Annotated in this window: 16 protein-coding genes; 7 read left to right on the plus strand and 9 right to left on the minus strand. The window is 67.6% G+C overall.

Features of this window, described 5'->3' with window-relative positions:
- Positions 1–4 precede the first annotated feature (4 nt).
- From PI990_RS22920 to PI990_RS22930, 3 genes are all read left to right on the plus strand, one after another.
- A complete protein-coding gene (locus PI990_RS22920) occupies positions 5–1,186 on the plus strand; it encodes an acetyl-CoA C-acetyltransferase (protein WP_271658578.1) in 1,182 nt (393 codons plus the stop codon).
- 73 nt (positions 1,187–1,259) lie between these two features.
- A complete protein-coding gene (locus PI990_RS22925) occupies positions 1,260–2,528 on the plus strand; it encodes an OprD family porin (protein WP_271658579.1) in 1,269 nt (422 codons plus the stop codon).
- Between the two features lie 159 nt (positions 2,529–2,687).
- Positions 2,688–4,295, plus strand: coding sequence for a methyl-accepting chemotaxis protein (locus PI990_RS22930; RefSeq protein WP_271658580.1), 1,608 nt, complete (start codon positions 2,688–2,690; stop codon positions 4,293–4,295).
- 339 nt (positions 4,296–4,634) lie between these two features.
- Here the strand turns inward: PI990_RS22930 and PI990_RS22935 are convergent, their stop codons facing one another.
- The 8 genes from PI990_RS22935 to PI990_RS22970 form a co-directional block, all read right to left on the minus strand.
- The gene (locus PI990_RS22935) at positions 4,635–5,741 is read right to left on the minus strand and encodes a hypothetical protein (protein WP_271658581.1); all 1,107 of its coding nucleotides are present in this window, start codon (positions 5,739–5,741) and stop codon (positions 4,635–4,637) included.
- Positions 5,742–5,883: 142 nt separating this feature from the next.
- On the minus strand, positions 5,884–6,891 hold the full coding sequence (locus PI990_RS22940) for a hypothetical protein (protein WP_043246384.1): 1,008 nt from the start codon (positions 6,889–6,891) through the stop codon (positions 5,884–5,886).
- Positions 6,892–7,020: 129 nt separating this feature from the next.
- On the minus strand, positions 7,021–8,430 hold the full coding sequence (locus PI990_RS22945) for an amino acid permease (protein WP_271658582.1): 1,410 nt from the start codon (positions 8,428–8,430) through the stop codon (positions 7,021–7,023).
- Positions 8,431–8,917: 487 nt separating this feature from the next.
- Entirely contained in the window at positions 8,918–10,696 is a 1,779-nt protein-coding gene (locus PI990_RS22950) for an ABC transporter ATP-binding protein (RefSeq protein WP_271658583.1), read from the minus strand.
- Positions 10,689–11,291, minus strand: a complete 603-nt coding sequence (locus PI990_RS22955) for a DsbA family protein (protein WP_162164737.1) — start codon at positions 11,289–11,291, stop codon at positions 10,689–10,691. Before PI990_RS22955 ends, PI990_RS22950 begins: the two co-directional genes overlap by 8 nt.
- A gap of 45 nt (positions 11,292–11,336) precedes the next feature.
- Positions 11,337–12,272, minus strand: coding sequence for an oxygen-dependent tRNA uridine(34) hydroxylase TrhO (gene trhO / locus PI990_RS22960; RefSeq protein ID WP_271658584.1), 936 nt, complete (start codon positions 12,270–12,272; stop codon positions 11,337–11,339).
- A 406-nt stretch (positions 12,273–12,678) separates the two neighbouring features.
- Positions 12,679–12,984, minus strand: coding sequence for a BolA family protein (locus PI990_RS22965; RefSeq protein ID WP_021218435.1), 306 nt, complete (start codon positions 12,982–12,984; stop codon positions 12,679–12,681).
- Between the two features lie 12 nt (positions 12,985–12,996).
- Complete coding sequence (locus PI990_RS22970) at positions 12,997–13,506, minus strand: DUF2059 domain-containing protein (protein ID WP_021218434.1); 510 nt, start codon at positions 13,504–13,506, stop codon at positions 12,997–12,999.
- A 303-nt stretch (positions 13,507–13,809) separates the two neighbouring features.
- Here PI990_RS22970 and PI990_RS22975 point away from each other — a divergent pair, with 303 nt between their 5' ends.
- The 3 genes from PI990_RS22975 to PI990_RS22985 all read left to right on the plus strand — a co-directional run bounded on the left by PI990_RS22975 (position 13,810) and on the right by PI990_RS22985 (position 16,900).
- On the plus strand, positions 13,810–14,823 hold the full coding sequence (locus PI990_RS22975) for a DUF2804 domain-containing protein (RefSeq protein WP_271658585.1): 1,014 nt from the start codon (positions 13,810–13,812) through the stop codon (positions 14,821–14,823).
- A 72-nt stretch (positions 14,824–14,895) separates the two neighbouring features.
- A complete protein-coding gene (locus PI990_RS22980; RefSeq protein ID WP_184487876.1) occupies positions 14,896–16,290 on the plus strand; it encodes a class II fumarate hydratase in 1,395 nt (464 codons plus the stop codon).
- Positions 16,283–16,900 (plus strand): NAD(P)H-dependent oxidoreductase, encoded by a 618-nt coding sequence (locus tag PI990_RS22985; RefSeq protein ID WP_021218431.1) that lies wholly within the window; start codon positions 16,283–16,285, stop codon positions 16,898–16,900. Before PI990_RS22980 ends, PI990_RS22985 begins: the two co-directional genes overlap by 8 nt.
- Positions 16,901–17,028: 128 nt before the next feature.
- Here the strand turns inward: PI990_RS22985 and PI990_RS22990 are convergent, their stop codons facing one another.
- The gene (locus PI990_RS22990; RefSeq protein ID WP_021218430.1) at positions 17,029–17,982 is read right to left on the minus strand and encodes a DMT family transporter; all 954 of its coding nucleotides are present in this window, start codon (positions 17,980–17,982) and stop codon (positions 17,029–17,031) included.
- Positions 17,983–18,262: 280 nt separating this feature from the next.
- Between PI990_RS22990 and PI990_RS22995 the strand changes: the two genes are divergently transcribed.
- On the plus strand, positions 18,263–18,469 hold the full coding sequence (locus tag PI990_RS22995; protein WP_271658586.1) for a DUF6316 family protein: 207 nt from the start codon (positions 18,263–18,265) through the stop codon (positions 18,467–18,469).
- The last annotated feature ends 183 nt before the right edge of the window (positions 18,470–18,652 follow it).

Genomic DNA, 18,652 nt, shown 5'->3' on the forward strand with positions numbered 1-18,652 from the left:
GTTTATGCGTGATGTCGTGATTGTCGCCGCCACCCGCACCGCCATCGGCGCGTTCCAGGGCAGCTTGGCACGGGTTTCCGCGGTGGAGCTCGGAGCCGGGGTCATACGCAGCCTGCTCGCCCGGACCGCCCTCGAGGGTGCGATGGTCGACGAGGTGATCATGGGGCACGTGCTCACCGCCGGCGCGGGGCAGAACACCGCGAGACAGGCCGCGCTCAAGGCCGGCCTGCCGCATACCGTACCGGCGATGACCCTGAACAAGGTCTGCGGCTCGGGGCTCAAGGCGGTGCAACTGGGCTACCAGGCCATTGCCTGCGGTGATGCCGAGGTGATCATTGCCGGCGGGCAGGAAAGCATGAGCCTGGCGTCCTACGTCATTCCCCAGACGCGCACCGGTCTGCGCATGGGCCACCAGCAGGTGATCGACACCATGATCCGGGATGGCCTGTGGGATGCGTTCAACGACTACCACATGGGCATCACCGCGGAAAACCTGGCCGAACAGTACGGGATCTGCCGTGACGAGCAGGACATCTTCGCGGCCACCTCGCAGCGACGTGCGAGCGCAGCCATCGACAGCGGCCGCTTCGACGCGGAAATCACCCCGGTGCAGGTTCCCCAGCCCAAGGGCGAGCCGATCGTTTTCGCCCGTGACGAGCAGCCGCGTGACCGCACGACCCACGCCAGCCTGGGCAGGCTGCGCGCGGTGTTCAAAGCCGACGGCACCGTCACGGCAGGCAACTCATCGACGCTCAATGACGGCGCCGCCGCCGTGCTGCTGATGAGCGCCGACAAGGCCGCAGCGCTGGGCCTGCCGACGATGGCCCGTGTCGTCGCGGCCGCCGCGGCGGGTGTCGACCCGGCGATCATGGGGGTCGGCCCGGTCTTCGCCACCTGCAAGGTGCTGGAAAAGGCCGGCTGGCAGCTCGAAGACGTGGACCTCATCGAGGCCAACGAAGCCTTCGCCGCCCAGGCCCTGGCCGTTGCCCGCGAGCTGCGCTGGGACAGCGCCAAGGTCAACGTCAATGGCGGCGCCATCGCCCTGGGCCACCCGATTGGCGCTTCCGGCTGCCGAATCCTGGGCACCCTGCTGCACGAAATGCAGCGCAGTGGCGCGCGCAAAGGCCTGGCCACGCTCTGTATCGGCGGTGGCCAGGGCGTGGCACTCGCCGTCCAGCGCGACTAGCCCCCCCTCACGCCCCGCCCTCACCGGGCGTGAGGGACCGTCGTTCCTCCAATAAAAACAAAAGGACTTCACCATGCATCACAGACCACGCCAACTGCCTCGCCTGCTGCTGGCCGCGAGCATCACGAGCCTCGGTATCCCGGCCCATGCCGCCTTCCTCGACGAGAGCAAGGCCAGCCTGGAATTGCGCAACTTCTACTTCAACCGCGACTTCCGCCAGGAAGTCTCCCCCCAAGCGAAGGCCGAAGAGTGGGCGCAGGGCTTTCTGCTGCGCTACGAATCCGGTTTCACCGACGGCACCCTCGGTGTCGGAGTCGATGCCATCGGCCTGCTCGGGGTCAAGCTCGACTCCAGCCCCGAACGCTCGGGCACCGGGCTGCTCCAGCGCGATCGAGAAGCGCCACGGCGCGCCCAGGACGCCTACTCCGACCTGGGGCTGACGGCCAAACTGCGCGCGTCCCAGAGCGTCCTGAAACTCGGCACCCTGACCCCCAAGCTGCCTGTATTGATGCCCAACGACTCGCGCCTGCTGCCGCAGACCTTTCGCGGCGGCCAGCTGAACATGCGCGAGATCGAAGGGTTGACCCTCGACACGGGGCGCCTTACCCAGGTCAACCAACGGGACTCCAGCGACCACGAGGACATGGCCGTTACCACCGCCGTCGGGGTGAAGGGCATTCGCACGCGCCATGCCACGAGCGACGCCTTCGACTTCGCCAGCCTCACCTACGCCTGGAACGGCAACCTGAGCACCGGCTACAGCTACGGCGCCCTGGACAACATCTATCGCCAACACTACGTGACGCTCAACCATGTCCTGGCGCTCGACGGTGGCCAGTCGTTGAAGAGCGATATCCGCTTCGCCCGTTCCACGAGCGATGGCGGAAGCAACGTCGACAACCGCGCGCTCGGCGCCCTGTTCACCTACGGTATCGGCGGTCATGCCGTTGGCGTCGGCTATCAACGCATGAGCGGCGATACCGGGTTTGCCTACATCAACGGCGCGGATGCGTATCTGGTCAACTTCGTGCAGATCGGAGACTTCGCCAGCAAGGATGAAGCCTCGTGGCAGGCCCGCTACGACTTCAACTTTGCCGCGGTCGGCGTTCCGGGCCTCACCTTCATGACCCGCTACCTCAGCGGCGACGGCATCGATCTCGGCGCCGGCAAGCCGGAGGGCCGCGAATGGGAACGCGACACCGACATCGCGTACGTAGTCCAGGAAGGGCCGCTGAAGAATCTCGGCGTCAAATGGCGCAATGCAACGGTCAGGTCCACGCACTTTGGCAACGACCTGGACGAAAACCGCCTGATCCTCAGCTACAGCATTGCGCTCTGGTGACCCGCCGGCCGTTCGACGCGTGATAACGATCGAATCGTTATCACGCGCGGGAATCGCCGCTGGAACGGCCCTGGCACCGGGCTGCAACGCACGCCCTGATGCCTTCCGGCAGCGCTGGGCTACGCTTTAGCAGCCAGCCAGCACCAAGGGAGGAGCGGCATGAACATTCGCCAGAAAATGGTGGCTTCGGGAGCCATCAGCGTCATTGCCGCCGCCCTGCTCGGCGGCATCGGCTTCTGGGGCCAGACTCGCCTCGCCGACGCCCTTGCGGAAAACGAGTTGAGTGTCAGCGCCCTGCGCAACCACCTGGAAGGCGACATGATGCACGACGCCTTGCGCGCCGATGTGCTCGCCGCCTTCGTCGCCGAACCCGGGGACACAGCTGTCGCCGACCAGGTGCGTCAGGACCTCAAGGAACACAGCGACTGGTTCCGCAAGGCCATGGGCGAGAACGCCCGCCTGCCCCTGAATGCTGACATCAAGCGCGCCATAGCCGACTCCCAGCCAGCCCTGGAGGCGTACATAGGCGCGGCCGAGAAGATCATCGACCACGCCCTGCGCGACCCCGCCGCGGCGCGCGCCGAGCTGCCGGCCTTCAACACCACCTTCGGCGAGCTGGAAGAGCGCAACGAAGCCCTCAGCAGCATGATCGAAGCCCACGCCACCGAGGCGCGCAAGGACAGCGAAGCCGCGGTGAGCCGCGCCGCCTTGTGGCTGGTCGGCGGCATCCTGGTAGTCTGCCTGGTGCTCTGCCTGGCCACCGGGCAACTGATGCGCGCCGTGCTGCGCCCATTGGAAAAAACCGTCGCTGCGGCCCGCGCCATCGCCCAGGGCAACCTGCGCAACATCATCAGTGTCGACAGCCAGGACGAAGCCGGGCAACTGCAACAGGCGCTGGCGGACATGCAGAACAACCTGCGCCAGATGATCACCGCCATCCGCCACGAGAGCGAAGAACTGCACGGCACCGCCCACAGCCTCAGCGACACCTCGCGCGGCATCGTCCACGGCGCCAGCGAGCAGGCCGACAGCGCCACCAGCATGGCCGCGGCGATGGAGGAAATGATGGCCAACATCGCCCAGATCGCCGACCACGCGCGCAATGCCCAGGGCATCTCCGCCCACTCCGAAGGCCTGGCCAGCAATGGCGGACAGGTGATCCTCGGCGTGGTCGACGGCATGAACCGCATCGCCGACGCGGTGAACAGCTCGTCCAACACCATCACAGCGCTGGGCCGTTCCTCCGAGGAAATCCACTCCATCATCCAGGTGATCAAGAGCATCGCCGAGCAAACCAACCTGCTGGCGCTCAACGCCGCCATCGAGGCCGCGCGGGCCGGCGAGGCGGGTCGCGGCTTCGCCGTGGTGGCCGACGAGGTGCGCAACCTCGCCGCGCGCACGGCCCAGTCCACCCAGGAGATCACCGGCATGATCGAACGCATCCGCGAGAGCACCGAGCAGGCGGTGAGCAGCATGCAGACCGGGGTCACGCGGGTGAACGACGGCGTCTCCCTGGCCACCCAGGCCGGCACCTCCATCAGCGAGATCCGCGACGGCGCCCACCGCGCCGCCGAAGTGGTGGAAGAGATTTCCCAGACCATCGGCGAGCAATCCAAGGCCAGCAGCGAGGTGGCCCAACGGGTGGAAATGATCGCCCGCATGTCGCGGCAGAACACCGAAGCCATGCACGAGCTGGCCGACTCCGCCCAGCGCCTCGATCAGGTCGCCACCGCCATGCAGACATCGGTGGCGCGCTTCCAGGTGTGACCGAGCGCGCTCCTGTAGGGCGGGTCAAACCCGCTAGCCCCGATGCACCCCGCTGCCGGGTGGCACCCGACCTACGAAGCACGAGGCCGCCCGATGGCGATGCGTCGCTCTTGCAGGTTGGGCTGAGGCACGAAGCCCAACGTGCCGATATCGATCTTGCCGAGTTGGGCCTCGCTACGCTCGGTGCCAACCTACGGATGTGTGCCGCTGCTATGGGGTTTGGCATGGGTCAGCGGGTGAAACCCGCGAACCCGGTACACCCGACATACGGCCCTGAAAACGAAAACGACCAGGCCGCCCGAAGGCGGCCTGGTCGTTGAGGGGCTGCGTGAAGAGGGCTTAGCCGGCGGCCTGCACCACCTCCAGCAGGGCGGGCAGCGGCAGCGCCTGGGCGGCGGCGACGGTCAGCGCGATGCGGCTGCCGGACGCGTCCACCAATTGGCCGAGGCTCTCCACCGGCATCTGCATGGCGTTGAACTGCGCGTCCAGGCGCTTCAGGTCGCCGGCGGCTTCGATGGCCGCGTGCAGCGCCTTCTGGTCCATGGCCTGGGCGGTGTTGACGCTGATGGCGGTGTTGATCCCCGCCGCCTCCACCGCCTGCTGCAGGTTGCCGAAGGGCAGCTCGGCGCCGTTGAACTCGACGCTGAAGCGCTTGGTGTTGCCGGTGGCGTTGATGCTCAGCAGCAGCGCGCCCGCGCCCATCGCCTGAGCCGTGTTGACCTGGATATGGGTGTTGGTGCCCGCCGCCTCGATGGCCGCCAGCAAGCCCTTGTCATCGAGCTGCCCACCGTGGAAGGACAGGCCCAGGTGGGTGCCGTCGCCCGCCGCCTGCATCACCGCCTGCAGGGTGCCCTCGCTCACAGCCTGGGCGGAGTTGATGCCGATACCGGTGCTGCCACCGGCACGCTCGACGGCCTGGAGGATGTTGGCCTCCAGCAGTTGCGCGCCGTTGAACTCGACGCCCAGCCCGCCCTCCTTGGCCGCCGCGTCGATGATGCCCAGCAGGCGATCGATGGGCACCGCGTGCCCGCCGTTGATGTCGATGCCGACCTGGCGACCCGCCGCGTCCACCAGTTGGCGCAGCGCCTCGTCGTCGGCCTGGGCGCCGTTGAAGGCCACCCGCACCTGCTTGCCGTCACCGGCGGCGTTGATCACCGCGAGCAAGGCGCTGGTGTTGACCTCCTGGCCCTTGCCGATCTGGATGGCGGTCTTCTCGCCGGCGAAGCTGGTGGCCTGCTGCAGGTTGCGCGGCGTCAGGCGGGCGCCATCGAAGGCCAGCACCAGCTGCTTGTCGCTGCCGGCCGCGCTGACCACCGACAGCAGGTCACCGACGTCCAGGCCATGGGCGGCGTTAAAGGTAATGGTGGTGTTGTCGCCAGCAGCCTGGATCACCTGGCGCAGGACGTTGATGCCGACGGATGCGTCGAATTGCAGAGCAAGCTTCATGTGAGTACTCCTTTTGGCTTCCTCCCCGGGGCGACGGACCACCATACAGGCCGTGCCCGGCGGGACAAGGCCGGGAGATACACAGGGTGCGAGGGGGGATTCGGATAGTGCCGACGTCCCTTGGGGCGTCGACCGTAGGCCGTCACTCCCAGACGTCATTCACCCCCATCCGCTCGTTGCTCTCACGCCCCAGTTCACGCCCATCGCGCGCTTGCACCAGCGACTGTCCGAACGTCACTTGCTCGCCACTCACGCGGTTGCGCGCCGGCGCGTCGCGGGTGGGGCTCAGCAGCAGGCGCTGGTCATCGAGGTGGCGCACGCGGGTGCCGGCGGGGTAGTCCCAGTCGCCCAGGGCGTGGGGCTCGGCCAAGCGCCCGTCCCAGCGCAGCAGGTGGCGGTCGCCGTCGAGCATCAGGTTCAGCTCCAGCAGGCTCATGCCCTCCAGCGGCAGCGGCCCGGCGCTGTCGGACACCCGCAGGGTCCAGCCGTAACCGTTGCCGTAGACAAGGCTGCCCAGCGGCCACTCCAGCCCGAACAGCCGGCTGCCGGGCACCAGCGGGCAACGGTCGAAGTGCCAGCGCGACGGCTGCAAACGCTCCTCGACCTCGCGGCGGTACTCCACCCAGTCGTTGCCCGCGCAGGGCCAGCCCTCAACAACGCTGTCGCGCACCAGGCGCATGCGCGAGAATGAGTAGTGCAGCGGCAGCTCCAGGGCGTCCACCTCCAGCCCCAGCACCTGTTGTGGTTTGGGCAGCCAGGCCTCGATCAGGCTCTCCAGCCCGTGGGGCTGCGGCTGGTCCTGCCAGTCCAGCGGCTCGAAGGTGTCCAGGCGCACCTGGCTGCCCGCCGGGAAGACCAGCTCACCCAGTTGCAGGTCACGCTCCAGGCGCGGGTTGAGGGCATCGTGCTCGGCCTGCCTCTCCGCCTCCATGCGCCGCTCCTCGCAGAGCATCAGCACGCCCAGGGCGGCGAACCCCAACAGCAGCACGCCCAGCACCCCATAGCGCCAGGGCCGCGCCAGCACGTGGCGCCGCGAGCGCGGCAGGGCCAGCGCCAGCCCGAGCGCCAGCAGGCCGGGCACGGACAGTACGGCCAGCAACACGGCGATACCGAAGATCAGGATGAAGGTGGGATCGGGACCGAAGATCATTGCGGATGCGCCCTCCATGGACAGGCGGCGCGACATGCTCGCAGATCGCCCCGCGCGGCGCCACGGCGGCGTTCGGCACCCGCAAAAAGGCCCGGCGCTGAGGCCGGGCCCGGATGACGCGAGGCGGGATCAGCCCGCGGCGTAGGCCTGCTTGGCGCGGGCCGCGCTGGAGAGTTTCAGGCGGTAGCAGCCCCACATCACCAGCAACCACACCGGGATCGCATAGACCGACACCTTGATGCCTGGGATCAGCAGCATCACGCCGAGGATGAAGACCACGAAGGCCAGGCACAGCCAGTTGCCGAAGGGCGACCAGAAGGCGCGGAAGGCGGTGGGGATGCCTTCGCGATCCTTGTGCTGGCGGAACTTCAGGTGCGAGTAGCTGATCATCGCCCAGTTGATCACCAGCGCCGCCACCACCAGCGACATCAGCAGCTCCAGGGCGTTGTGCGGCACCACGTAGTTCACCACCACGGCGAGGAAGGTCACCAGGGCCGAGACCACCAGGGCGCGCACCGGCACGCCACGCTTGTCCACGCGGGCCAGGGATTTCGGCGCATCACCCTGCTCCGCCAGGCCCACCAGCATGCGGCCGTTGCAGTAGGTGCCGCTGTTGTAGACCGAAAGCGCGGCGGTGAGCACCACGAAGTTCAGCAGGTGCGCGGCGGCGTCGCTGCCGATCAGCGCGAAGATCTTCACGAAGGGGCTGCCGCTGTAGGGGTCGCCGGCGCCGTTGATGCTGGCCAGCAGCGCATCCCAGGGGCTCAGGGAGAGCAGCACCACCAGGGCGCCGACATAGAAGATGAGGATGCGCCAGATCACCTGGTTGATCGCCTTGGGGATCACCTGGCCGGGCTTCTCGGCCTCGGCGGCGGTGAAGCCGAGCATTTCCAGGCCGCCGAAGGAGAACATGATGAAGGCCATCGCCATCACCAGGCCGCCGATGCCATTGGGGAAGAAGCCGCCGTGGGCCCAGAGGTTGGACACGGTCGCCTGCTCGCCACCGGAGCCGCTGAACAGCAGCCAGCAACCAAGCACGATCATCCCGACGATGGCCACCACCTTGATCATGGCGAACCAGAACTCGGCCTCGCCGAACAGCTTCACGTTGGCCAGGTTGATGGCGTTGACCACCACGAAGAACACCGCAGCCGTCGCCCAGGTGGGCACCTCCGGCCACCAGAAGTGGATGTACTTGCCCACCGCGGTGAGCTCGGACATGCCCACCAGTATGTACAGCACCCAGCAGTTCCAGCCGGAGAGGAAGCCGGCGAAGCCGCCCCAGTACTTGTGGGCGAAATGGCTGAAGGAGCCGGCCACTGGCTCGTCGACGATCATTTCGCCGAGCTGGCGCATGATCAGGAAGGCGATGAAGCCGCAGATGGCGTAGCCGAGGATCATCGACGGCCCGGCGGACTTGAGCACCCCGGCCGAGCCGAGGAACAGGCCGGTGCCGATGGCGCCACCGAGGGCGATCAGCTGGATATGGCGATTCTTCAGGCCGCGCTTGAGCGTGCCCTGGGATTGCGTGTCGTGCATGGCGTCACCTTTTGATTGTTGTCGTGACGGAAATCGGACCCGCAGCGCTTGTGGCGCGGCGGAATGGCAAGGCGGGTAAACCTTTCAGCGGGCGTCGGGCGGCACCTCCCCCCAGGCAGGGAGCGGTCGGGCACGACAATTCGCGTTGACAGGGATGCGCGCCGAGGCCGGCGGGTCACAGGCGCAGGCGACGAAGGGGAATCCAGGCGCACGGGCGCCGGGCTGCAAGGCTGGGGTCATCGGGGACCTCCGGGTTTTGTTGTCATGGGCGTGACCGGTGGCCGGCACGCGTGGCGGGGGCCATCACACCCGCCCGGAGGCGCGGAAACAAGGCACAGATAGGCGGGGAAACTGTGATGGCCGCCTGGCCCGGCGGCAGCTTTTCCTTACGCCGGGCAGACGCCCACGGCCCGCGCGGGGCCGGCGGGCGATGGCGTAATGAAAAGTTGACGGAGCGGTGTGCCAACGTGACGCCACGCCTGTCCGGTCAGTGCTGCAGGTGGCCGTAGAGCTTGGCGTAGAGCCCGCCGTCGGCGATCAGGCGCTGGTGGTCGCCGTCCTCGGCGATGCGCCCGCCGTCGAACACCAGCACCCGGTCCGCCTGCTTAACCGCGGACAGGCGGTGGGCGATGATCAGCGTGGTGCGCCCTTCGAGGAAGCGCGCCAGGGCCTGGTGCAGGGCGTATTCGGTGGCGGCGTCGAGTGCCGAAGTGGCTTCGTCGAGGATCACTACGCGCGGGTCGGCCAGCACCATGCGCGCCACCGCCAGGCGCTGGCGCTGCCCACCGGAAAGGCGCACGCCGGAGCGGCCGACGATGCTGTCCAGCCCTTGCGGCAAGGCGCGGATGGTGTCGGCCAGCTGGGCGATCTCCAGCGCGCGCCAGCAAGCCTCGTCACTGCGCTCGCGGCCCAGGGTGAGGTTGGCGCGCACGCTGTCGTTGAACAGCGCCGGGTGCTGCAGCACCACTGCCACATGCTCGCGCACGCGCTCCAGGCCGATCTCCTCCAGGCTGGCGCCGCCGAAGCGGATGGTCCCGGCCTGGGCGGTATAGAGGCCCAGCAGCAGCTGCACCAGGGTGCTCTTGCCGCCGCCGCTGGCGCCGACTATGGCCACCTTCTCGCCAGGGGCGATGGACAGGTCGAGGCCATCCAGCACCGGCTCGTCGCCATAGGCGAAACGCAGCCCTTCTACCTGCACGCCCACCGTCTCGCGGCCGGTGAAGGGGTCGACGCGGCCGGCATATTGCGGCTCGTCGGCGCGGGCCAATAGCTCGTTGATGCGCGTCAGGGCGCCACCTGCGGCGTAGTAGGAGTACTGCAGGCCGAGCAATTGCTCCACCGGGCCGATCATGAACCAGAGGTAGCTGAACACCGCCAGCATCTGGCCGATGGACAGGTCCGAGAACAGCACGGTGAGCATGGCCGCGGCGCGGAACACGTCGATGCCGAACTGGAACAGCAGGCCGCTGGTGCGCCCGGCGGCGTCGCTCTTCCATTGCGAAGCGACGGCGTAGTCACGCACTTCCTTGGCACGCAGGCCGAGGCGGCCGAGGAAGAAACCCTGGCGATTGCCGGCGCGCACTTCCTGGATGGCTTCCAGGGTTTCGGTCAGCGCCTGGGTGAAGCGCGAAGTGCTGTCGTTCTCCAGCTTCTTCAGGTGCTTGACCCGCTTGCCCAGCTGCACCGTGGACCAGATCACCAGTGGGTTGAACAGCAGGATCAGCAGCGCCAGCTTCCAGTGCATCCACACCAGGATGCCGGCGGTACCGGCAAGGGTGAGCATGGCCACGAGGAAGCGGCTGAGGGTCTCGCCGATGAATTTGTCCAGGGTGTCCAGGTCGGTGACCAGGTGAGCGGAGACGGTGCCGCCGCCCAGGCTTTCGTATTCACCCAGGGAGATGCGCTTGAGGCGCTCGATCAGGCGCACGCGCAGGCGGTAGACGATGTCCTTCGACAGCCGCGCGAAGAGCCGCGCCTGCAGCACGTTGAACACCAGCGCCAGGCTGCGCAGCAACAGGGTGGTGACCAGCATCAGGCCGATGTAGCCGGCGGCCACCTGCCAGCCGTCGGGCAGGAAGCGGTCCATGAATTTCAGCGCAGCGTCGCCCTGCTTGAGCAGCACCTCATCCACCAGCAGCGGCAGCAGCAGCGGGATGGGCACGCTGCACAGGGTGGCGAAGACGGCCACCAGGTTGGCCAGCCACAGGGCCTTCTTGTGACGCAGGGCGAGACGGCGGATCTCCGCCCAGCTAAGACGATCAGGCATGGGTCGCACGCTCCAGCCAGCGGGCCAGCAGCGGCGCGAGCTCATCCAGGCCCTGGTAGCCGTTGGTCAGCAGCGCCAGCTGGCCGTCACGCTCGGCGAGCAGCGTGGGGAAGCCGGCGATGCCCAGGTCCTGCACCCAGGTGAAGTCTTCGGCGGTGGCCTGGTGCGCGGCAGCGCCATCGAAGGCCTCGGCGAACTCGATACGCGGGATGCCGGCCGCCTCGGCCAGCTCCACCAGCACCGCCGCCTGGGTCACGTCGCGCCCCTCGGCGTAGAAGGCATGCTGGATCAGCTTGACCAGCGGCCAGGTGGCCTCTTCATGCAGCGAGCGGGTCACCACCAAGGCGCGGCAGACCGGCTCTGTGTCGTAGACGAAACCGTCCGGCAACGCGTCCTCAAAGCGGAAGGGCTGGCCGGTGGCGTCATGCACCGCATGCCAGTGTTCGAGGATGTAGCGCCGGGTATTGGGGTCGAGCGAGGCGCCCTGGCCGGTGCGCAGGCCGCCCGCCACCAGGTGCATGGGGACGCCGGCCGCACGGGCCTGCTCTGCGAGGGCATCGGCCACCGGGGCGAAGCCCCAGCACCAGGAACACATCGGGTCCATCACGTAGAGCAGGCGGGTCTTGGGCATCGGGCTCTCTCAACTCTCCATGGGCTGGCGCGGGTTGCGACCTATCGGGTGCGGCAGGTTGCGTTCCTTGGCCAGTTCGATCTGCTTCTGCCGCTCACGGGCACCGGCGCGGGTCTTCTCGCTGAGGCTGTCCCAGCAATGGGGGCAGCTGATGCCGGGGGCGTAATGGGGCGATTGGCGATCCTCGACCGAGATCGGGTTGCGGCAGGCGTGGCACTGGTCGAAGTCGCCCTCGGTCAGATCGTGGCGCACGGTGACGCGGTTGTCGAAGACGAAGCAGTCGCCGCGCCAGAGGGTGTCCGCCTCGGGCACCTCTTCCAGGTACTTGAGGATGCCGCCCTTGAGGTGGAAGACCTCCTCGAAGCCTTCGTTGAGCATGTAGGCCGAGGCTTTCTCGCAGCGGATGCCGCCGGTGCAGAACATCGCGACCTTCTTGTGCACCGCCGGGTCGTAGTGCTCGCGCACGTACTCGGGGAATTCGCGGAACGACTTGGTCTTGGGATCGACCGCGCCCTCGAAGGTGCCGATGGCCACTTCGTAGTCGTTGCGGGTGTCGATCAGCAGCACCTCGGGGTCGCTGATCAGGGCGTTCCAGTCCTGCGGCTCGACGTAGGTACCCACGCGCTGGTTGGGATCGACGCCGGGCACGCCCAGGGTGACGATCTCCTTCTTCAGCTTGACCTTGGTGCGGTAGAAGGGCTGCTCGTCGCAGTAGGACTCCTTGTGGTCGAGGTCGATGAAGCGCGGGTCGACCTTGAGCCAGGCCAGCAGCGCGTCAATGCTCTCGCGGGTGCCGGAGACGGTGCCGTTGATGCCCTCCTCCGCCAGCAGCAGCGTGCCCTTGATGTCGTTCTCGAGCAGGGTCTTGAGCAGGGGTTCGCGCAGGGCGACGTAGTCTTTCAGGGAGACGAACTTGTAGAGCGCCGCGACGACGATCCGGGACATGGTGATTTCCTCCAGTGGTCGCCCACGCAAAGGGCGGACCGGGTGACAAAAACGACAGCGCCGGCAAGGCCGGCGCTGGGGGCGGATTCTAGCAAAAAGCGCAGCCGGGAAACTGCGTGAAAAGGTCTCAGGCGACTTGTGGTGCGGGACGGCGTCTTCAGCCAGGGGAGAGAGGCTTCACGGAAGGCACGAGTCCCGCCAAGCCTCCGGCTGGACATGACCTGTAGGGTGGAGGTCGCTCTTTACCTCCACCAGGCGGAGTCGAGCGAGGCACGCGCTCATGCCAGGGGGTGTGCCGCGCAGGGTGCACGCACCGAACCAGGCAGCTTCAAGCGGGGCTCAAACCGGGAGGGCGGTGGGCTGAAGAAAGGCACCCGGGCACGGAGCCGTGCCCGGGAAACATCGATCAGAGATCGTGCTTGCTGCCGCCCTTGCAGGTGGGCGAATCCGGTGCGGCGCCTTGCGCAGCCCACTCCTCGGGGGTGTAGGTGTGCAGGGCCAGGGCATGGAACTGCCCCATCAGCTCACCCAGGGTGGCGTAGGCCTTCTGGTGGCGCTTGACCGCATTGAGACCGGCGAACGCGGGGCTGACGATCACCGCCTTGTAGTGGGTCTCCAGGCCGCGACTGTGCATATGGCTCTCGTCCAGCACCTCCAGGTGCTGGGGCTCGAGGGCCGCAAAGGCGGCGAGGATTCGATCACGCATGCTCATGCAGGGCTCCGCTTACTTCTTCTTCTGGTCCTTGGGGGCCAGTTCGCTGGTCATGTCGGCCAGCAGCTTGTTCACTTCCGGCACGGCCGCTTCCAGGCGCGACTGGGTCAGCTGGGCGGATTGCGCGGTCAGGGTCGGCATCTTCTCCAGGACTTTCTTGCCCAGGGGCGATTCGTAGAAGGCGATCAGGTCCTTCAGCTCCGGCTCGGTGAAGTTGGTGGTGTAGATCTTCACCAGTTCGGGCTTCAGCTTGTCCCAGCCCACGGCCTTGTCGAGGGCGGTGTTGGCCTTGGCCTGGTAGCTTTCCAGGGCGGCTTTCTTGTCCGCCGGCGCGCCGCTTTGCTCGAAGCGCTGGGCGAACATCTGCTGCACCTGGCCGTAGACCGGCACGGTGAGCTTGTCGGCGTGGGCGAGCTTGAGGAAGCGCTCAGCGTTGGCGGCATGACTGGCGGCATCGGCCAGCGCCTGGCCACTGGCGCAAGCGAGCAGGACGGCGGTGCAAAGTACGCGAAGCTTGGTCATCGGTATTCCTTGGTCTGAGCGGTTACGGGGGTTCCCCGAGGGCGGGTCATTCTGCGCCCGAGCCCATGGGGAGCTCAAGCGATGGGGACGTGTGCCGGATCACGGCCAAACTGTGGATCGGTGCACTCCAACGGTCTATTGTCAAAATGCCATCACTTGCTCATGCTAGCGGCCTCTGGGCATCCTTCCGCGTCAATAAAACGCTGTCAGCCCGCCGACACAACGCCCCTTTGGGCCATGGGTCGCGCGCAATGTTCCCCGCCTCTTCAAAAATGGAAGCTGCACCCCACATGGACGTGTCCGATGACTAGCCATATCACTGCACTGGCGCCGCCCGGGCCGGCCGCGCTGTGCGATGCCCAGGGCCGATTGGAGCCACTGGCCATCGGCTGGTCGAACCGCCCACGCCTGAACTGCGCCATCCCCGGCAACGTCGGCCGGCGCAAACGCTGGAACCACTGGTGCATCACCACCCCGCAATGGGTGCTGTCGCTGACCCTGGCCGACCTCGACTACCTGGGCTACTGCGGCGCCTACTTCCTCGACCTGGAAACGGGCCTGGCGGTCAACCACTCCCAGCTGCGCCTGTTCGGCCGTGGCTGCAGCCTCCCCGATACACCGCTCGAAGGCTATGAATTCCAGCACCCGCGCCTGCACCTGAAGGTGGACGAACACCCCGGCCGCGCCCGCATCACCGTCGCCGTGCCGGATATCGGCGGCCAACCGATGCAGGCCGCCCTCGACATCCTGCGCCCCCTGCACCTGGATTCGGTGAACCTGGTGGCGCCCTTCCCCGGCCGTGGCTTCCACGCCAGCAGCCGCCAGCTCGGCCTCCCCGCCAGCGGCAGCGTGCAGCTGGGTAATCGCCATTTCGACTGCCAGCCCGGCCAGAGCTTCGCCGCCCTCGACTTCGGGCGCGGCGTCTGGCCGTTGCACAGCCACTGGACCCGCGCCGCCTTCGCCACCAGCGGCGGCATCGCCGGCAACTTCGGTGCTGGCTGGACCGACGCCAGCGGCCTCACCGAGAACGCCCTGTGGTTCGGCGGCGAGCTGTCCAAGCTGGACCGCCCGGTGCGCATCGAACAGGCGCAGAACAACCCCCTCGCGCCCTGGCAGCTGAGCACCGAATGCAACCGCGTGCAGCTCACCTTCACCCCGCGCCAGCTGCACCAGGCCAACCCGCGCCTGGGGCCGCTCTTCGCCGATACCCGCCAGTGGTTCGGCCGCTTCGACGGCGTGCTGCGCGGCCCCACCGGCGAACGCGTACCGGTGGACAACGCCCTGGGCTGGCTCGGCTCCACCCACGCACGCTGGTAATAGCGCCCCCCGTTGAACCCCATGCTCCATCTGCGGCCTAAACTGCGGAAAATACCTTCTGGAGCATGCGCAATGAGCCGTACCGAAACTGACAGCCTGGGCCCGGTGGAAGTCGCTGAAGACGCCTACTGGGGCGCCCAGACCCAGCGTTCGCTGGAAAACTTCGCCATCGGCGTCGAGCGCATGCCGCTGGCGGTGGTGCACGGCCTGGCGCTGATCAAGAAGGCCGCGGCGCGGGTCAACGGCCGCAACGGCACCCTCGCCCCGGACATCGCCCGCCTCATCGAGCAGGCTGCGGACGAAGTGCTCGCCCACCGCCACGACGAGCAATTCCCCCTGGTGGTCTGGCAGACCGGCAGCGGCACCCAGAGCAATATGAACGTCAACGAGGTCATCGCCGGCCGTGCCAACGAACTGGCCGGCGGCACCCGCGGCGGCAAGAGCCCGGTGCACCCGAACGACCACGTCAACCACGCCCAGAGCTCCAACGACAGCTTCCCCACCGCCATGCACATCGCGGCCGCCCAGGCAGTCCATCAGGAACTGCTGCCGGCCCTGGCCGAACTCAGCGGCGGCCTCGCCGAGCAGGCCGCCCGCCATGCGCGCCTGGTGAAGACCGGGCGCACCCACATGATGGATGCGACCCCTATCACCTTCGGCCAGGAGCTGTCGGCCTTCGTCGCCCAGCTCGACTACGCCGAGCGCGCCATCCGCAATGCCCTGCCGGCGGTCTACCAGCTGGCACAGGGCGGCACCGCCGTTGGCACCGGGCTCAACGCGCCCCACGGCTTCGCCGAAGCCATGGCGGCGGAACTGGCCGCCCTGGCCGGCCTGCCCTTCGTCTCCGCGCCCAACAAGTTCGCCGCCCTGGCCGGGCACGAGCCCCTGGTGACCCTCTCCGGCGCCCTGAAGACCCTGGCGGTGGCACTGATGAAGATCGCCAACGACCTGCGCCTGCTGGGCTCCGGCCCCCGTGGCGGCCTGGCCGAGGTGAGGCTGCCGGCCAACGAGCCGGGCAGCTCGATCATGCCCGGCAAGGTCAACCCGACGCAGTGCGAGGCGCTGTCCATGCTCGCCTGCCAGGTGATCGGCAACGACACCACCATCAGCCTCGCCGCCAGCCAGGGCCACCTGCAGCTCAACGTGTTCAAACCGGTGATCGCCCACAACCTGCTGCAATCCATCCGCCTGCTGGCCGATGGCGCGCGCAACTTCCAGCGCCATTGCGTGGCCGGCATGGAACCGGACGCCGCGCGCATGGCCGAGCACCTGGAACGCGGGCTGATGCTGGTCACCGCCCTCAACACCCATATCGGCTACGACAAGGCCGCGCAGATCGCCAAGAAGGCCTACAGCGAAGGCACCACCCTGCGCGAGGCGGCGCTGGCGCTGGGCTTCGTCAGCGAGGCGGATTTCGACGCCTGGGTGCGCCCGGAAACCATGCTGGAGGCCGGCCAACATGGTTGATACCGCCAAGCACGGCGCCACGCCCCTGGAAGGCGACGGCAAGCGCATCCTGATGATCTTCGGCTCGCCCAAGGGCAACAGCCTGTGCAATGCCCTGGGCGAAGCCTATGCCCAGGGCGCCCGCAGCGAAGGCCACGTGGTGCGCCTGCTCAAGCTCGGCGAGATGGAATTCGACCCGGTGCTGCACCAGGGTTACGACCAGAGCCAGGCGCTGGAGCCGGACCTGCTGGAGGCCCAGCGGCAGATCCACTGGGCCGAGCACCTGGTGTTCGTCTACCCGGTCTGGTGGGGTGGCGTGCCGGCGCTGCTCAAGGGCTTCTTCGATCGCGTGTTCCTCCCCGGCTTCGCCTTCCGCTACCGCGGCGTGCGCTCCTGGGACAAGCTGCTCGAAGGCCGCACCGCCGACCTGCTGGTGACCCTGGACACGCCGCCCTGGTACTTTCGCTGGATCTACGGCGCCCCCGGGCACCGGCAGATGACCCGCACCATCCTCGGCTTCTGCGGCATCAAGACCCGCCGCCTCGCCGAATTCGCCCCGGTGCGCCCCTCCACCGAGGAACAGCGCCAAGCCTGGCTGCGCAAGGCGGAAACCCTGGGCACCCGCAACTAGCCTGGCGCCAAGCGGCGTAGGTTGGCGCCGAGCGCAGCGAGGCCCAACGAGGGGTGTCTTCAGGATGCCAACGTAGCCCGGGCTTCAGCCCGGGAAAGCGGCGGCACGGAACGCCCCCGCAAGCCCCCTTACAGCGCGCGAACCTGGCGCGCCCTCCAGCTGCGCACCAGCGAGGGCGCGAGGGCGGTGAGCGCGGAGCCCAGCACCACCAGCAAGGCGCCGCCGTAAGCGATGCCATTGAGCTGTTCGGGCACCACGTGGTCGGGCCAGAAGCTGGCGGCGACCGCCACCGAGGCGAAGGTCACCAGCGGGGTGATGGCCAGGGTGGCGCTGACCCGCGAGGCCTCCCAGTGGGCCAGGGCTTCGGCGAAGGCGCCATAGGCCACCAGGGTGTTCAGGCAGCAGGCCAGCAACAGCCAGCCCTGCAACGGCGACAGCTGCAGCGCTTCCAGCGGCGACACCCAGGGCGTCAACAGGGCCGCGCAGCCGAGGTAGATCACCATCATCACCTGCATGGAGTTCCACACCGTCAGCAGTTGCTTCTGCGCCAGGCCGTAGAAAGTCCAGACGAAGGCCGCCGCGAGCACGATGAGCACGCCGGTGGTGTAGGTGCCCAGGGAGGTGAGCAACTCATCCAGGCGCTGGTTGAAGAACAGGCCGAAGCCCAGCACCAGCACCGCCAGGCCGAGTGCCTGGCCGATGCTGAAACTCTCCTTGAAGATGAACAGGCTGCCGATCAGGAAGAGGATGGGCGCCACCTGGATCACCAGTTGCGTGGTGCCGGGGCTGAGCATCTTCAGGCCGATCAGGTAGAGCACGTAGTTGCCCAGCAGCCCGGCGATGGCCAGCGCCACCAGCCCTCCCCCCTTGCGCCCCAGTGGGCGGAAGCGCGGCAGGCGGCGGGTCGCCGCGAGCCAGACGAACAGCAGCGAGCCGGACACCAGCAGGCGAAACCAGGTGACGGTCACCGGGTCCATCACCTTCAGCACTTCCTTGAGCTTGATCGGCAGGATGCCCCAGAGCACGGCGGTGACCAGGGCGAGAAACAGGCCGTACAGCCAACGGCCAGAAGAAATGTGCATGCAGACCTCGAAGCAGGCAGGACCCGGCCTACACGGCACGGGCCGGTCATTCTAGAACCTGGCCCGCCGTACACACAGCAACACCTGGCCTCGCAGCTGGCGCGCAACTGTACCGGTCAGCGCGCGGCCAAGCGCCGGTTTTCCAGCGCCATTTTTCTGAAAAAGTCGCAAACGTTCACGATCAGGTAGCGATTGCTACCGTTTATCGTCTCCCTGCGCAGCCCCGGAAACGCGCATTAGACTCAAAAATATCCGCCCCATTCACCCCGGAGTAATCAGCATGTTCGGGCAACGCACCGTGGACGCCGCAGCCAGCACCCATTACCGCAGCGACCGCGTCAGCGCGGTGAATGGGCAATACTTCTTCGCCACCCGCGAAGGCACCCTGGAAGGCCCCTACTTCACCCGCGCCGACGCCGAGCGCGAGATCGCCTTCTACATCCGCCGCATGGCGCAGGCCGACGACATCATCGCCAGCCGCCTCTGAGCGCCGCACATACGACCGCAAGCGCAGCCCCGCCGGCTTCTCATCGCGAATGAATTCGCTCCCGCAGGGCGGCGCTGTGCGCCGCTTGGCGACTGAAGTCGCCCCTACAAAAAACGCCGCCCGCCCCAGGGTACACAGCGCCCAAATAAAAACCCGCAGCGGCCAGGCCGTTGCGGGTTTTGT

This window comes from Pseudomonas sp. TUM22785 (assembly GCF_028198105.1).
Lineage (GTDB): Bacteria > Pseudomonadota > Gammaproteobacteria > Pseudomonadales > Pseudomonadaceae > Metapseudomonas > Metapseudomonas solani.

Bases quoted from the DNA above. Each gene is read 5' to 3' on its own strand.
- PI990_RS22940 (WP_043246384.1), bottom strand. From the start codon at position 6,891: ATGATCTTCGGTCCCGATCCCACCTTCATCCTGATCTTCGGTATCGCC.
- PI990_RS22950 (WP_271658583.1), bottom strand. From the start codon at position 10,696: ATGCCTGATCGTCTTAGCTGGGCGGAGATCCGCCGTCTCGCCCTGCGT.
- PI990_RS22985 (WP_021218431.1), top strand. From the start codon at position 16,283: ATGGTTGATACCGCCAAGCACGGCGCCACGCCCCTGGAAGGCGACGGC.
- PI990_RS22925 (WP_271658579.1), top strand. From the start codon at position 1,260: ATGCATCACAGACCACGCCAACTGCCTCGCCTGCTGCTGGCCGCGAGC.
- PI990_RS22980 (WP_184487876.1), top strand. From the start codon at position 14,896: ATGAGCCGTACCGAAACTGACAGCCTGGGCCCGGTGGAAGTCGCTGAA.
- PI990_RS22935 (WP_271658581.1), bottom strand. From the start codon at position 5,741: ATGAAGCTTGCTCTGCAATTCGACGCATCCGTCGGCATCAACGTCCTG.
- PI990_RS22990 (WP_021218430.1), bottom strand. From the start codon at position 17,982: ATGCACATTTCTTCTGGCCGTTGGCTGTACGGCCTGTTTCTCGCCCTG.
- PI990_RS22965 (WP_021218435.1), bottom strand. From the start codon at position 12,984: ATGAGCATGCGTGATCGAATCCTCGCCGCCTTTGCGGCCCTCGAGCCC.
- PI990_RS22955 (WP_162164737.1), bottom strand. From the start codon at position 11,291: ATGTGTTCCTGGTGCTGGGGCTTCGCCCCGGTGGCCGATGCCCTCGCA.
- trhO (WP_271658584.1), bottom strand. From the start codon at position 12,272: ATGTCCCGGATCGTCGTCGCGGCGCTCTACAAGTTCGTCTCCCTGAAA.
- PI990_RS22995 (WP_271658586.1), top strand. From the start codon at position 18,263: ATGTTCGGGCAACGCACCGTGGACGCCGCAGCCAGCACCCATTACCGC.
- PI990_RS22970 (WP_021218434.1), bottom strand. From the start codon at position 13,506: ATGACCAAGCTTCGCGTACTTTGCACCGCCGTCCTGCTCGCTTGCGCC.
- PI990_RS22975 (WP_271658585.1), top strand. From the start codon at position 13,810: ATGACTAGCCATATCACTGCACTGGCGCCGCCCGGGCCGGCCGCGCTG.
- PI990_RS22930 (WP_271658580.1), top strand. From the start codon at position 2,688: ATGAACATTCGCCAGAAAATGGTGGCTTCGGGAGCCATCAGCGTCATT.
- PI990_RS22945 (WP_271658582.1), bottom strand. From the start codon at position 8,430: ATGCACGACACGCAATCCCAGGGCACGCTCAAGCGCGGCCTGAAGAAT.
- PI990_RS22920 (WP_271658578.1), top strand. From the start codon at position 5: ATGCGTGATGTCGTGATTGTCGCCGCCACCCGCACCGCCATCGGCGCG.